This is a genomic window from Novosphingobium sp. HII-3 (assembly GCF_002916655.1).
Lineage (GTDB): Bacteria > Pseudomonadota > Alphaproteobacteria > Sphingomonadales > Sphingomonadaceae > Novosphingobium > Novosphingobium panipatense.
Window position 1 is genome coordinate 129,188 of sequence record NZ_PPSM01000047.1, and the last position, 13,694, is coordinate 142,881.

General features: G+C 65.6%; 13 protein-coding genes. 12 read left to right on the forward strand and 1 reads right to left on the reverse strand.

Features of this window, described 5'->3' with window-relative positions:
- The first annotated feature begins 48 nt into the window (after window positions 1-48).
- The 8 genes from ccmC (at window position 49) to C2R25_RS15835 (ending at window position 7,071) form a co-directional block, all read left to right on the forward strand.
- Window positions 49-783, forward strand: coding sequence for a heme ABC transporter permease CcmC (gene ccmC, locus C2R25_RS15805; RefSeq protein WP_103730114.1), 735 nt, complete (start codon window positions 49-51; stop codon window positions 781-783).
- Window positions 783-923 (forward strand): hypothetical protein, encoded by a 141-nt coding sequence (locus C2R25_RS20740; RefSeq protein ID WP_199183856.1) that lies wholly within the window; start codon window positions 783-785, stop codon window positions 921-923. Before ccmC ends, C2R25_RS20740 begins: the two co-directional genes overlap by 1 nt.
- The gene (gene ccmE, locus C2R25_RS15810) at window positions 923-1,381 is read left to right on the forward strand and encodes a cytochrome c maturation protein CcmE (RefSeq protein ID WP_103730115.1); all 459 of its coding nucleotides are present in this window, start codon (window positions 923-925) and stop codon (window positions 1,379-1,381) included. Before C2R25_RS20740 ends, ccmE begins: the two co-directional genes overlap by 1 nt.
- The gene (locus tag C2R25_RS15815) at window positions 1,378-3,357 is read left to right on the forward strand and encodes a heme lyase CcmF/NrfE family subunit (protein ID WP_103730116.1); all 1,980 of its coding nucleotides are present in this window, start codon (window positions 1,378-1,380) and stop codon (window positions 3,355-3,357) included. The genes ccmE and C2R25_RS15815 overlap by 4 nt, the downstream gene beginning before the upstream one ends.
- Window positions 3,354-3,902, forward strand: a complete 549-nt coding sequence (locus tag C2R25_RS15820) for a DsbE family thiol:disulfide interchange protein (protein WP_103730117.1) — start codon at window positions 3,354-3,356, stop codon at window positions 3,900-3,902. The genes C2R25_RS15815 and C2R25_RS15820 overlap by 4 nt, the downstream gene beginning before the upstream one ends.
- Complete coding sequence (locus C2R25_RS15825; protein ID WP_103730118.1) at window positions 3,899-4,327, forward strand: cytochrome c-type biogenesis protein; 429 nt, start codon at window positions 3,899-3,901, stop codon at window positions 4,325-4,327. The genes C2R25_RS15820 and C2R25_RS15825 overlap by 4 nt, the downstream gene beginning before the upstream one ends.
- Window positions 4,324-4,992, forward strand: coding sequence for a tetratricopeptide repeat protein (locus C2R25_RS15830; RefSeq protein WP_103730119.1), 669 nt, complete (start codon window positions 4,324-4,326; stop codon window positions 4,990-4,992). The genes C2R25_RS15825 and C2R25_RS15830 overlap by 4 nt, the downstream gene beginning before the upstream one ends.
- Window positions 4,993-5,115: 123 nt before the next feature.
- A complete protein-coding gene (locus tag C2R25_RS15835) occupies window positions 5,116-7,071 on the forward strand; it encodes a potassium transporter Kup (RefSeq protein ID WP_103730120.1) in 1,956 nt (651 codons plus the stop codon).
- 4 nt (window positions 7,072-7,075) lie between these two features.
- Here the strand turns inward: C2R25_RS15835 and C2R25_RS15840 are convergent, their stop codons facing one another.
- On the reverse strand, window positions 7,076-7,744 hold the full coding sequence (locus C2R25_RS15840) for an extensin family protein (protein WP_103730121.1): 669 nt from the start codon (window positions 7,742-7,744) through the stop codon (window positions 7,076-7,078).
- 191 nt (window positions 7,745-7,935) lie between these two features.
- Here C2R25_RS15840 and C2R25_RS15845 point away from each other — a divergent pair, with 191 nt between their 5' ends.
- The 4 genes from C2R25_RS15845 to C2R25_RS15860 all read left to right on the forward strand — a co-directional run bounded on the left by C2R25_RS15845 (window position 7,936) and on the right by C2R25_RS15860 (window position 13,687).
- Entirely contained in the window at window positions 7,936-9,069 is a 1,134-nt protein-coding gene (locus tag C2R25_RS15845; protein ID WP_103730122.1) for a phosphoserine transaminase, read from the forward strand.
- 104 nt (window positions 9,070-9,173) lie between these two features.
- The gene (gene serA, locus C2R25_RS15850; protein WP_103730123.1) at window positions 9,174-10,757 is read left to right on the forward strand and encodes a phosphoglycerate dehydrogenase; all 1,584 of its coding nucleotides are present in this window, start codon (window positions 9,174-9,176) and stop codon (window positions 10,755-10,757) included.
- A 332-nt stretch (window positions 10,758-11,089) separates the two neighbouring features.
- On the forward strand, window positions 11,090-12,232 hold the full coding sequence (locus tag C2R25_RS15855; protein ID WP_103730124.1) for an ATP phosphoribosyltransferase regulatory subunit: 1,143 nt from the start codon (window positions 11,090-11,092) through the stop codon (window positions 12,230-12,232).
- 165 nt (window positions 12,233-12,397) lie between these two features.
- A complete protein-coding gene (locus C2R25_RS15860; RefSeq protein WP_103730125.1) occupies window positions 12,398-13,687 on the forward strand; it encodes an adenylosuccinate synthase in 1,290 nt (429 codons plus the stop codon).
- Window positions 13,688-13,694 lie beyond the last annotated feature (7 nt).

Sequence of the window (13,694 nt, forward strand, 5' to 3'; positions counted from 1 at the left end):
TCTGAGTCACTTGCTCCTTTCAAACGGCGCTATAGAAGCGCGCCTGTGATGCACGGCTTTGCCAATCCTGCCCGTTTCCTGCGTATTGCCCGATGGCTCATGCCGCTTTGCATGGGGGCGGGGCTTGTCGTGGCTGTGGCCGCGCTTGGCTGGGGGCTTTTCGTGGCCCCGGCCGAAAGGCTGCAAGGCGAAACAGTTCGCATCGTCTATCTGCACGTCCCCGCCGCCTGGTTGGGGATGGCCGGGTGGATGAGCATAGCAGCAGCAAGCTTTGCGGAACTGGTGTGGCGCCATCCCCTGGCGGGGATCGCCGCAAGGGCCAGCGCTGTGCCCGGGGCAGTCTTCACCGGGGTCTGTCTTGTCACCGGTTCCCTGTGGGGACGACCGGCCTGGGGCACCTGGTGGGTGTGGGACGGCCGACTGACCTCCATGCTGGTGCTGCTGTTCCTCTATTTTGGCTGGATGGCGCTGTCCCAGGCCAGCGAGGCGGCCGACGGGGGACAGAACAAGGCTCCGGCGATCTTCGGGCTGGTGGGTGCGGTGAACATTCCCATTATCCATTATTCTGTGATCTGGTGGAACAGCCAGCATCAACCGCCCAGCATCACCGTCGGCAAGTCGGCCATGTCGGGCGATTTCCTCTACCCGCTGCTCTTCGCCATGCTGGGCTTCACCCTGGTCTTCGCAGGCTGCGTGCTGGCGCGGATGCGGGCGATCCTGGCGGATCAACAGGCCGAAGCACGGCTACGGCGCAAGGCGCGCGCCGATGTGGAGGCATTCTGATGCGTGAAGCGATGAACCCGTGGACCTTCGTGATCGCTTCCTACGTCATCGGTGTGGGGGCGACGCTGGCACTGGCGGCCTGGTCCATGCTGACGATGCGCCGCGCGGAAAAGCGCCGCGATTCGGTGAGGAACCGCTGATGGCGGGTGTTTTGAAGGCAAAGCACCAGCGCCTCGTCCTGCTATCCCTTGCCCTCGTCGTGCTCCTGGCCGCGGGGCTGTTGGCGGCATGGGCGCTGCGCAATCAGGCGAGTTACTTCTACGTTCCCAGCGAAATCATCGCCGCGCCGCCGGAGCCTGACCGCGCCGTCCGCCTCGGCGGGATGGTCGAGAACGGATCGCTCAGGACTGCGGCTGACGGCGTCACGATCATGTTCGCCGTGCAGGACGGCAAGGCGCGCGTGCCCGTGACATTCAAGGGCATCGTTCCCTCGCTCTTCGTCGAAGGCTCGGGTGTCGTTGCGGAAGGCAGGATGAGAGCGGACGGCACCTTCATCGCCGACAACCTCCTTGCCAAGCACGACGAGAACTACGTCCCGCGCGAAATGCAGGACATGACCATGGAACAGGCCGAGAAGGTCGTGCGCGAGACGAAATGATTGCTGAACTCGGACTTGCCGCCCTCTGGCTGGCCGCGGCGCTGGCCGGCCTGCAACTTGTTGCGGGGAGCCTTGGGCTGACGGCACGTGGCGCTTCACTGGCAGCGGCGGTGCGCCCGGTTGCCGTCATGCAGGGGGCGCTGGGGCTGCTGTCCTTCGCGTGCCTGGTCTACGTCTTTTCGGTTACGGACCTTTCCGTAAAGCTGATCGCTCTCAACTCCCATTCGATGAAGCCGCTGGTCTTCAAGGTGGCAGGCAGCTGGGGCAACCACGAGGGGTCGATGCTGTTGTGGGTGACGGTGATGGGCCTGGCCGGCGGCTTCATGGCGCTGGTGGAAAAACGCCTGCCGGAGCGCACGATGCTGGCGACGCTGGCGGGGCAGGCCTTCGTCAGCCTTGGCTTCTATGCGTTCCTGCTGTTCGCTTCCAACCCGTTCGAGCGCCTTTCGCCGGCTCCCGCCGAGGGCAACGGGCTGAACCCGCTGCTGCAGGACCTGGGTCTCGCGTTCCACCCACCGACGCTTTACCTCGGCTATGTCGGCCTTTCGATCGCCTTCAGCTTCGCGATCGGGGCGATGGTGACGCGCGAAGTCGGCCCGGCTTTCGCCAAGGCCATGCGCCCGTGGGTGCTGGGAGCCTGGATCTTCCTGACGATCGGCATCACTGCCGGTTCCTACTGGGCCTATTACGAGCTCGGCTGGGGCGGCTGGTGGTTCTGGGACCCGGTGGAGAACGCCTCGCTTATGCCGTGGCTGGCCGCAACGGCCTTGCTTCATTCGGCCGGCGTGCTGGCCGCCCGCAACGCCTTGCGCGCATGGACCGTGATGCTGGGTGTCGTCGCCTTCTCGATGTCGATGATCGGCACCTTCCTTGTACGCTCGGGCATCCTCACGAGTGTGCATGCCTTTGCCGTCGATCCGCAGCGCGGGACCTTCATTCTCGTGTTGCTGGCGATCTACATCGGCGGTGCCCTGACGCTGTTCGGCCTGCGCGCATCGACCGTGACGGAAGGGGAGCGTTTCGCCCCAATCAGCCGGGAGGGCGCGCTGGTATTCAACAACGTGATGCTGTCGGCGATACTGGGCATCGTGCTGTTCGGGACTCTCTACCCGCTGGTTGCGGAAGCGATGGGCGCGAAGGTTTCGGTGGGGCCGCCGTACTTCAATCCCATGGGCGCGCTGTTTACCGTCCCGATGCTGGTCGTTCTTGCAGTCGGCCCGCTGCTGCGCTGGCGCCGCGACAGCTTTTCCCGGGTGGGGCGTAGGCTGGTCCTGCCGGGGATGCTCGTTTTGGCCGGAGCCATGGCCCTGCTGCTGATGGGAGGCATTGCCCTCCTGCCGTTCCTCGGCCTTGCGCTCTCGGTCGGCCTTGCCGTGGCGACGCTCCTGCCTTTGCAGAACCGCAACCTTCGCCGCACGCCGCTGGCGGTCTGGGGCATGGTGATTGCCCATTTCGGCGTTGCGGTGTCGCTGTTCGGGATGAGCAGCGAGAGCGCCTTCTCCGTGGAGAAGCTGGTGGCGGCGCGACCGGGCGATGTGACGCAGGTTGGGCCTTGGGCGGTAAAGCTGGACGCGGTGGAGCCGGTGGCCGGTCCCAATTGGACAGCACTCGAAGCGCGCCTGCTCGTGCGGTATGGTGATGACGGGAAGGTCATGCGCCTGCAGCCGCAGTCACGCAGTTTCTGGGCGCCGCCGCAGCAGACGAGCGAGTCGGCCTTGCTGACCCGCTGGAACGGCCAGCTCTATGCCGTCCTGGGGGGTGAGGCGCCGGGCGCGAAAGCCGCGGGGCTCGGCCGGGCCGATAGCCGCTGGCAGCTGCGCCTCTGGTGGAAGCCGTTTGCGCCGCTGATCTGGATCGGTGGCTTGTTGATTGCACTTGGCGGCCTTCTGGCGCTCATCGGCCGCGTGGCGGCGGACCTGCGGCGGATCGTCGCGAAGGACAAGATCGTGTATCGCAGGGAGAGGCAGGGCCGATGAGCACGCAACGCACCGCGCCCCGCTGGGCGATCTGGCTGCCGCTGGCCCTGTTCCTCGGTTTTGTCGCGCTGGTCATGATCGGGCTCTACCGCCCGGCCGATCGGGTGGTGACGAGCGCGCTGGTCGGCAAGCCCATGCCCCACTTCAACCTGCCGCCCGCGCTTCCCGGGCGTCCGGGGCTCGACAGCAGGGTTCTGGCCAACGGCAAGCCGCACCTCGTCAACATCTTCGCAAGCTGGTGCATCCCCTGCCGGGTGGAGGCGCCGCAGCTTGCAGCGCTGGCCAAGGCCGGTGTCCCGATTGAGGGGATTTCGGTGCGCGATACGCCTGAGAACCTCGATACCTTTCTTGAGCAGAATGGGGACCCCTTCCAGCGGATCGGGGCGGACGACGACGGGAAGGTCCAGCTGGCTCTCGGATCGTCCGGCGTTCCGGAGACCTACGTCGTCGATGGCAAGGGGATGATCGTCTACCAGCACATCGGCGAGATCCGGCCGGAACACGTGGCCATGCTGATCGAGAAGCTGCAGGAGGCGCAGGAATGAGGCGGCTGGCCGTTATGGCGGCGCTGCTGCTCGCGTTCCCGCTGCCTGGGGCCCCCGCGCGCGCGCAGGAGGAGCAGTCCACCGCGCCTTACGCCTATCGCCAGCTGGACGATCCCGCCAAGGAAGCAAGCGCGCAGGATCTCATGGAAACGCTGCGCTGCCTGCAGTGCCAGGGGCAATCCATCGCCGATTCGGACGCGCCGATCGCCGGGTCTATGCGCTCGCTCGTGCGGGAAAGGATAGCAGCCGGTGAGACGCCGGAGCAGATCCGTACCTGGCTGATTGAACGGTATGGCGACTACGTCAGCTATTCCCCGCAGCTCACCGGCCTGACCTGGCCGCTGTTCGCGGTGCCGGCCATCCTCATGCTGATCGCCTTCCTGCTACTGCGTCGCCGCTTTTCGAGCCGGGGAGAGGTACAGTGACCTGGGTACTCGTGATCGCTTTGGCCTTGGCGGTGCTGATGGTGCTGCTTTTCGCCTTCAAGATCGGGCCGGGCCCGCGCGAGGCTGTCGCGGCGGCGGTGTTGCTGGGAGTCGCGGGCTACGTGACGCAGGGGTCTCCGACCCTGTCGGGGGCGCCCAGGCAGGCGGCCGCGCCGGTTGCTTCCGATCCGGCGGCGCTCGTGGAGGGACGGGCGAAGGTGACCAACAGCGGGATTCCTACCAACAACCGCTGGGTCGTGATCGCGGACGCACTCGCCCGCAATGGCCGCTACGCCGACGCCGCCGAAGTCCTGCGCGGCGCGATCAATGATGATCCGCACAATGCCGACGCTTGGCTGGCGCTGGCCAACGCCCTGGTCGCGCACGCCGACAACAGGCTGACGCCTCCGGCTCTCCTGGCGTATGGCCGCGCGATCGAGGCGGAGCCGGACGCGCCCGGACCTCGCTTCTTCCTCGGGTTCGCCTACGCGCAGGAAGGGCGCCTCGTCGAAGCGCGCGAGCTGTGGCTCGACCTGGTGAAGAGCGCACCGGAAGATGCTCCGTGGCGGCTCCCTCTTGCCCGGCAGTTGATGAGGCTTGACGAAGCGCTTGCCGGGCAAAGTGACGAATCGGCAGCCGTTCAGCCGCCGCCACCCGCTTCCTGAACACTGGATGGCCGATAGGCGTCGCGACGCAACTATCGTTGCCTGCCCCCCATCATGCTGCTAACGGCGCAGGTCTGCCGCAGCCGCCTGAGCGTGTCTGCCAGTCCATTACAGGACGCGTGAATGAGTGATTCTTCAGCGGACACGTCTTACGTACCTACGACGGTCGACGAGTCTCATGCCCATTATCGCCCAAAGGATGGCCACGGTTCGGGCAATATTACCAAGCTGGCACTTGGGGCCGTGGGTGTGGTCTTCGGCGACATCGGGACCAGCCCGCTCTACGCCTTTCGTGAAACTTTCGTTGGCCCGCACCCGCTGGCCATCGACGAGTTGCATGTGCTGGGTGTCGTCAGTCTGATCTTCTGGTCGATGACGCTCGTCGTCTCGATTCAATACGTCACCATCCTGATGCGCGCGGACAACAAGGGGCAGGGCGGAAGCCTTGCGCTCGTCGCTCTGATTTCAGGCGCTATCCGCAAGTCGGGATACGGCTCGCTGGTGGTTCTGCTGGGGGTGTTCGCAACCTCGCTGTTTTACGGCGACTCCATGATCACGCCGGCGGTCTCGGTGCTCTCCGCGGTCGAGGGCCTGACGGTCGTCCAGGCTGACCTGGCGCCGTTCGTCCTTCCCATCGCACTGGTCCTGTTGGTCGCGCTGTTCGTCGTCCAGAAGAGCGGCACCGCCAAGATCGGTGCGTTTTTCGCGCCGGTCATGGTGGTCTACTTCACCACGCTCGCCGTGCTCGGGATCTACCATCTCGTGCAAATGCCCGAGGTGCTGGTGGCTCTGAATCCATGGTATGCGATCCAGTTCTTCCTCACGGACAAGATGCTGGGCTTCCTGGCGCTCGGCTCGGTCGTGCTCGCCGTGACCGGGGCCGAGGCGCTCTATTCGGACATGTCGCACTTCGGGCGAGGGCCGATGCGGCTTTCGTGGTTCGGCTTCGTCATGCCCTGCCTGCTCATCAACTACTTCGGGCAGGCGGCCATGATCCTTGGCCTCGACGATGCGCAGGCAGCCGTGGCGATGGAGAACCCGTTCTTCAATCTCGCGCCCGAATCGCTGCGCCTGCCGCTGGTCATCCTCGCTACCGCCGCGACCTTCATCGCCAGCCAGGCGGTGATCTCCGGGGCCTTCTCCATCACGCACCAGGCGATGCAACTGGGTTTCATCCCGCGGCTTTCGACCCGCCATACGAGCGAACACGAGGCCGGGCAGATCTACATCCCGTTCATCAACTGGGCGCTGATGACCGGCGTCATCGTGCTGGTGCTGGTGTTCGAGAATTCCTCCAACCTTGCGTCGGCCTACGGCATCGCGGTGACCGGGGCGATGCTGATCGACACCTGCCTCATGGGCGTTCTCGTAATCGTCCTGTGGCGCTGGAAGCTGTGGCTTGCCATTCCCGTCCTTGTCCTGTTCTTCGTGGTGGACGGCGCGTATTTTGCCGCCAACGCGGCCAAGGTGCCGGACGGCGGCTGGTTCCCGCTGCTCATCGGCGGTGTCGCCTTCACGCTGCTGACGACCTGGAACAAGGGCCGCCATCTCATGCGTCAGCGCATGACCGAGGCCGCGCTGCCGCTCAACGTCTTCGCCAAGAGCGCGCACGGCAGCGCCGCGCGTGTTCCGGGTACGGCTATCTTCATGGCCTCCACCAACATGGGTGTGCCCTCGGCGCTGCTGCACAACATCAAGCACAACAAGGTCCTGCATGAGCGCGTGGTCGTCCTGACCGTGGAGGTCCAGGACGCGCCCTACGTCGAGCGGGACGAGCGCTTTACCGTTGTCGATCTGGGGCAGGGTTTCTACCGTATGACCCTGCGCTACGGCTTCATGGAAGAAACGGACATTCCCGCCGCGCTTGCTCATGCGCCGATGTGCGGGGCCCCCTTCGAGATGATGAAGACAAGCTTCTTCCTCTCACGCCAGACCCTCGTCGCGTCCGAACGGCCCGGCATGGCGATCTGGCGGGAGAAGCTCTTCGCGTGGATGATGCGCAACGCGGCCAGCGCGATGGAGTTCTTCCGCCTGCCGACCAACCGCGTGGTCGAACTGGGAAGTCAGCTCGAGATCTAGACCTTCAGCGGCAGAACCTGGCGCCGTCCGCTTCGAGGTGGAAGTGGTCGGCGTGGGCTTCGTTGTAGCCGGGCCCAAGAGTGGTTCCGAAGCGCTTGCAGGCGCTGCCGTGAACCACGCGCAGGAAGCGTCGCTCCTCGGCTGTGCCGTTGTTCCAATGCTGGCGCACGGTCAGTCGGCGGCCATCACCCAGCACGAACCCAGAGACGTCGATGGCGTTCGCAAGAGCGTGGCCTGACCGGCGGGAGGTGCCTGCGACATTCCGGCACGAATAGCTGCCGAACGTCTCGATCTTGACCAGACGTGTGCCGAGGATCTGGTGCGCGGCCCGGTCCACTCCATAGCGCGCCCAGGCGGCAAAGGGCCGTGCCGCACTGCAGGTCACCGGGCCAAGGTTGGCAAGAGACACGGTGGCGTTGTCGGTGTTCAACGCCGCCAGCTTCACTGTGCCCACCGTCGCGCAGGAATTGCCGTACCAGCGATCCTCCACCGGCGTGAACACGGCCTGCTGTGTCTTGAGGTTGGACAGGCACTGGCGCAGATCAGGCCCGGGCCGGCTTTGCGGCGGGGTTTTGGCCGCCGGTCGGGCGGGTTGGCGTCGGGACGGGGCCGGGCTCTCGATACAGCCGCCGACCAGGGCGACGAGAGGCAGGGCGAGCACAAGTTTTCGCATCGGGCAACTTCTGGATGGCTTGGCTGAACCGAACCTTACCCATGCGCGGGCGCTACCGGCCAGACGCCAGCGGCGATTTTGCACAGGCGATTCGGTTGCAAGGCGATTGACATATCGGTGCGCCACTTTAGGACCGGCTCCGGGCCACGCGGTCCCAACGCCGCGCGAGCTCTCTGCAAGGAGAGTCAGACATGACTGACATTACGGTTCCGGCGCGCAAGCCTGCGCGTCCGCATTTCTCTTCCGGTCCCTGCGCGAAGCCGCCGGGATATTCCCCCGCAAAGCTCAACGTCGAATCGCTCGGTCGCTCGCATCGCGCCAAGATCGGCAAGACGCGTCTCGCCTACTGCATCGACCTGATGCGTGAAGTGCTGCAGCTGCCTGATACGCACCGCATCGGTATCGTTCCCGGATCGGACACGGGCGCCTTCGAAATGGCGATGTGGACGATGCTCGGCGCGCGCGGCGTAACCGCGCTGGCATGGGAAAGCTTCGGTGAGGGCTGGGTGACGGACGCGGCCAAGCAGCTCAAGCTGGATCCTGTCGTGATCCGTGCCGACTATGGGCAGCTGCCGGACCTCTCGCAGATCGACTGGAGCACCGACGTGCTCTTCACCTGGAACGGCACGACCTCTGGCGTGCGCGTGCCCAATGCCGACTTCATTCCCGACGATCGCGAAGGTCTGACTTTCGCGGACTCGACGTCGGCCGTGTTTGCCTGCGACATCGACTGGTCGAAGATCGACGTCGCCACCTTCTCCTGGCAGAAGGTGCTCGGCGGCGAAGGCGGCCATGGCGTCCTGATCCTCGGCCCCCGCGCGGTCGAGCGGCTGGAAACCTACACTCCGGCATGGCCGCTCCCGAAGGTGTTCCGCCTCGTCTCGAAGGGCAAGCTGGCGGAGGGCGTCTTCAAGGGCGAAACCATCAACACGCCGTCGATGCTGGCCGTCGAAGACGCAATCTTTGCTCTCGAATGGGCGAAGTCGATCGGGGGTCTGGAAGGCCTGAAGGCGCGTTCCGATGCCAACGCGGCAGCGCTTTCGAAGATCGTTGAGGAGCGTGACTGGCTTGGTCACCTCGCCGTTGACCCTGCGAGCCGTTCGACCACCTCGGTGTGCCTCACCGTCGAGGGTGCAGACACCGACTTCATCAAGAAGTTTGCCGCTCTCCTCGAGAAGCAGGACGCTGCCTACGACGTCGCCGGATACCGCGACGCTCCTGCCGGCCTGCGCATCTGGTGCGGCGCCACCGTCGACACGGCGGATATCGAGGCGCTCGGTCCCTGGCTGGACTGGGCCTACGCCACTCTCAAGGCCGAGGCCTGATTTTCAACGTCGTCCCGGCGTGAGCCGGGACCGCTTCCCCGAAGGTGCCGCGCATGCGGCCAGCGATCCCGGCATCGACCGGGATGACGAGAAGGAACACTTCCATGACCAAGCCTAAAGTCCTCATTTCCGACAAGATGGACCCCAACGCTGCCCGCATCTTCGAAGAGCGCGGCTGCGACGTCGACGTCATTACGGGCGAAACGCCGGAGCAACTGATCGCCCGCATCGGCGAATATGATGGCCTTGCGATCCGCTCCTCCACCAAGGTCACGCAGGCCATTCTCGATGCCGCGACCAACCTCAAGGTCATCGGCCGCGCCGGTATCGGCGTCGACAATGTCGATATCCCCGCCGCTTCGGCCAAGGGTGTCGTCGTCATGAACACGCCGTTCGGCAACTCGATCACGACTGCCGAACATGCGATCGCGCTCATGTTCGCCCTTGCACGCCAGCTGCCCGAAGCCAACGCGCAGACCCAGGCCGGCCTGTGGCCCAAGAACGGCTTCATGGGCGTGGAAGTCACCGGCAAGACGCTCGGCCTCATTGGCGCGGGCAACATCGGCTCGATCGTCGCGAGCCGTGCACTCGGCCTGCGCATGAAGGTCGTCGCCTTCGACCCGTTCCTGACGCCTGAGCGTGCCGTGGAAATGGGCGTCGAGAAGGCGGACCTCGACACGTTGCTTGCCCGTGCCGACTTCATCACGCTCCACACGCCGCTGACCGACCAGACCCGCAATATCCTCTCGGCTGAAAACCTCGCCAAGACCAAGAAGGGCGTGCGGATCATCAACTGCGCCCGCGGCGGACTGGTGGACGAAGCCGCGCTGAAGGCCGGGCTCGATTCGGGCCACATCGCCGGCGCCGCCCTCGACGTGTTCCAGACGGAGCCGGCGAAGGAATCGCCCCTGTTCGGTACGCCCAACTTCATCTGCACGCCGCACCTTGGCGCTTCGACCACCGAGGCACAGGTCAACGTGGCGCTGCAGGTTGCCGAGCAGATGGCCGATTTCCTCGTCAACGGCGGCGTCACGAACGCGCTGAACATGCCATCGCTGAGCGCCGAGGAAGCGCCCAAGCTCAAGCCGTACATGAAGCTTGCGGAACTGCTGGGCTCCATGGTCGGCCAGCTGACCCGTGATTCGGTTCCGCGGATCTCGATCCATTGCGAAGGCGCGGCTGCCGAGTTGAACCAGAAGCCGATCGTGGCAGCGGTTCTTGCCGGGTTCCTGCGGGTGCAGTCGGCCACGGTGAACATGGTCAACGCGCCGTTCCTTGCCAAGGAGCGCGGCCTTGAAGTGCGCGAAGTGAAGACCGAGCGGGAAGGCGACTACCACACCCTCATCCGCGTCTCGGTAAAGACCGAGGCGGGTGAGCGTTCGGTCGCCGGCACGCTGTTCAACAACGTCGAACCGCGCCTTGTCGAGATGTTCGGCATCAAGGTGGAGGCGGAGCTCGCTGGCAACATGATGTACATCGTGAACGAGGACGCGCCGGGCTTCATCGGGCGCATCGGCACGCTACTGGGTGAGAACGCGATCAACATCGGCACCTTCAACCTCGGCCGCCGCGAAGCGGGTGGCGAAGCGGTGCTGCTGCTTTCGGTCGATAGCCCCGTCGCCGGGGAAGTGCTGGATCAGGCCGGCAAGCTGCCCGGCGTGAAGACGGTGAAGGCGCTGGCGTTCTAAGCGCTCGAAACACGCTCCCAACGGAAGAGGGGCCGGTGCGCATGCGCCGGCCCCTTTTTCGTACAATCGGCAAAGTCTACTGGTAGCCGCCTTCCTCTTCCCGCTGTTCCGCAGCGTCTTCCTGGGCTTCCTCCAGGGCCTCCTGCTCTTGGTCCTGCTTGTTTTCGTCCCTGTCGTCCGGCTCGTGAGGCATGATCGAAGTCCTTCGTGAGAGTACAGGAGGGCAACAACCCTGCGCGGCGCGCGGTTCCGCAGGCCCGGCTGGTACGAGCCGCATTGTCGGCGCTTCGCCATTCGACAAGTGCGCGGCGCATCGCTAAGGCGCGGCCATCATGCACGAAAACGATCGCGATCTTCTGCCCGAAGGATTGGGCGACCGCCTGCCGCAGCAGGCCTGGGCTTCCCAGTCGGTGCGCCGCGCCGCGCACGACGTCCTTGCCAGCCATGGCTACGCGCGCGTGGAAACGCCCGTTCTCGAGTTCGAGAAAGCCTTGGCCAGTCGTATGGCGGGTGTGCAGGTGCGCCGCATGTTCCGCTTCGTCGACCCTGTGTCGGCGCGAATGCTGGCGCTGCGATCGGACATGACGGCCCAGGTGGCGCGTATTGCCGCAACGGGTCTTGCCCACGCGCCGCGGCCGCTGCGGCTGAGCTATTCCGGGCAGGTGGTCACCATCAAGGGCGACGGTCTTGATCCGGCGCGGGAACGCCTGCAGCTCGGCGCGGAACTGATCGGCGCCGACTCCACTGAAGCGGCTGCGGAGATCGTGGAACTGGCGATCGAGACATTGCGCGGCGCGGGCGCGACCGGAGTCTCGGTCGACTTCACGCTTCCCGACCTTGTCGACACCCTCAGCGCCGGTCCCCTGCCGCTGCCGGCGCGCAGCATCGAAGCCGTGCGTCAGATGCTCGACGCCAAGGATGCAGGCGGTCTCGTCGACGCCGGTGGCGAGGGCTATCTTCCGCTTCTCTACGCCATCGGACCGTTCGAGGCCGCGATTGCGCAGCTTGCCGCCTTCGACGTGCATCCCTCTCAGGGTGGCGGTGTTCTCGCCAGCCGGATCGCGGCGCTGCGCGCGATCGCGCAGCGCGTCGGCGCGAAGGCGCGCCTGACGCTCGATCCCTCCGAACGCCATGGCTTCGAGTACCAGTCCTGGTTCGGCTTCACCATTTACGCCGACGGTGTTCCCGGCAGCCTCGGTCGCGGCGGCACCTACGCGATCCTCGGGCAGGCCGGACGCGACCCTGAACCGGCGACCGGCTTCTCGCTTTACCCCGACCCACTCATCGAAACGCTCACCGCCACTGCCGGAGAGGAACGCCGCCTGTTCCTCCCGCTCGGTCATGACCGTGACGTCGCCGCGCGGCAGAGGGCGATCGGCTGGAGCACCGTGGCAGCGCTTTCCGACCAGGACGATCCCATTGCGCTGGGGTGTTCGCACCGGCTCGAGAACGGGGAAGCCGTCGCTCTCGTCTGAGTGGCTTGCGGCGGCAGCGGGCCGCCCTCTTGACTACCCCGCCGCCTTCACCCTAGGGCGCGCACCGAAAAGCCGGGGCGCTCCCGCCCCACTGTCCATCCATTTCGCCGAGTCCTGTCGAAGGGCGTTATTGGATCCACCTTGGCAGGGTGGAGGAGTATACCCATGGCTAACGTTACCGTGATCGGCGCCCAGTGGGGCGATGAAGGCAAAGGCAAGATCGTGGACTGGCTCGCCAGCCGTGCGGACGCCGTCGTTCGCTTCCAGGGCGGGCACAACGCAGGCCACACGCTGGTGGTGGGCGAGCAGGTCTACAAGCTTTCCCTGCTGCCCTCGGGTATCGTCACCGGCACGCTTTCGATCATCGGCAACGGCGTCGTGCTTGACCCCTGGCACCTCAAGTCCGAGGTCGAGAAGCTGCGCGGACAGGGTGTGGAGATCAACGACGAGAACTTCGCGATCGCGGACAACTGCCCGCTGATCCTGCCGGTCCATCGGGAACTCGACGGTCTGCGCGAGGCTGCCGCCGGCGCAGGGAAGATCGGCACGACCGGGCGCGGCATCGGCCCCGCCTACGAGGACAAGGTCGGCCGCCGCGCCATCCGTGTCTGTGACCTTGCGCATCTCGATGCGCTGGAACCGCAGCTCGATCGCCTTTGCGCCCATCACGATGCGCTGCGCGCCGGCTTCGGCCAGCCGCCTATCGACCGTGAGGCGCTGCTTAACGAGCTGCGCGAGATCGCACCCTTCGTTCTTCAATTCGCGCAACCGGTGTGGAAACGCCTGAACAAGGTGAAGAAGGCCGGCGCCCGCATTCTGTTCGAAGGTGCGCAGGGCGTGCTGCTGGACGTCGATCACGGCACGTACCCGTTCGTCACCAGCTCGAACACCGTATCCGGCACCGCTGCCAGCGGTTCGGGTCTTGGCCCTTCGGCCACGGGCTTCGTCCTCGGCATCGTGAAAGCCTACACCACGCGCGTCGGCTCCGGCCCGTTCCCGACCGAACTCGATGACGAAACCGGCCAGCGCCTTGGCGAGCGAGGCCACGAATTCGGCACCGTCACGGGTCGCAAGCGCCGTTGCGGCTGGTTTGACGCGGTGCTCACCCGTCAGTCCTGCGCCATCTCGGGCGTCACGGGCATCGCTCTGACCAAGCTCGATGTCCTCGACGGATTCGAGAAGGTGAAGATCTGCACCGGCTACCGTCTGCGCGGCAAGGTGCTGGACTACTACCCGAGCCACGCCGCCAACCAGGCGGCGGTCGAGCCGATCTACGAGGAAATGGACGGCTGGCAGGGCACGACCGCGGGCGCACGATCCTGGGCCGATCTCCCGGCGCAGGCGATCAAGTACATCCAACGCGTGCAGGAACTGATCGAGACGCCGGTGGCGCTGGTATCCACCAGCCCTGAGCGCGAGGACACCATCCTCGTGCGCGATCCTTTCGCGGACTGATCGGAAG

Bases quoted from the DNA above. Each gene is read 5' to 3' on its own strand.
- serA (WP_103730123.1), top strand. From the start codon at position 9,174: ATGACCAAGCCTAAAGTCCTCATTTCCGACAAGATGGACCCCAACGCT.
- C2R25_RS15825 (WP_103730118.1), top strand. From the start codon at position 3,899: ATGAGGCGGCTGGCCGTTATGGCGGCGCTGCTGCTCGCGTTCCCGCTG.
- ccmE (WP_103730115.1), top strand. From the start codon at position 923: ATGGCGGGTGTTTTGAAGGCAAAGCACCAGCGCCTCGTCCTGCTATCC.
- C2R25_RS15855 (WP_103730124.1), top strand. From the start codon at position 11,090: ATGCACGAAAACGATCGCGATCTTCTGCCCGAAGGATTGGGCGACCGC.
- C2R25_RS15835 (WP_103730120.1), top strand. From the start codon at position 5,116: ATGAGTGATTCTTCAGCGGACACGTCTTACGTACCTACGACGGTCGAC.
- C2R25_RS20740 (WP_199183856.1), top strand. From the start codon at position 783: ATGCGTGAAGCGATGAACCCGTGGACCTTCGTGATCGCTTCCTACGTC.
- ccmC (WP_103730114.1), top strand. From the start codon at position 49: ATGCACGGCTTTGCCAATCCTGCCCGTTTCCTGCGTATTGCCCGATGG.
- C2R25_RS15840 (WP_103730121.1), bottom strand. From the start codon at position 7,744: ATGCGAAAACTTGTGCTCGCCCTGCCTCTCGTCGCCCTGGTCGGCGGC.
- C2R25_RS15815 (WP_103730116.1), top strand. From the start codon at position 1,378: ATGATTGCTGAACTCGGACTTGCCGCCCTCTGGCTGGCCGCGGCGCTG.
- C2R25_RS15860 (WP_103730125.1), top strand. From the start codon at position 12,398: ATGGCTAACGTTACCGTGATCGGCGCCCAGTGGGGCGATGAAGGCAAA.
- C2R25_RS15845 (WP_103730122.1), top strand. From the start codon at position 7,936: ATGACTGACATTACGGTTCCGGCGCGCAAGCCTGCGCGTCCGCATTTC.
- C2R25_RS15820 (WP_103730117.1), top strand. From the start codon at position 3,354: ATGAGCACGCAACGCACCGCGCCCCGCTGGGCGATCTGGCTGCCGCTG.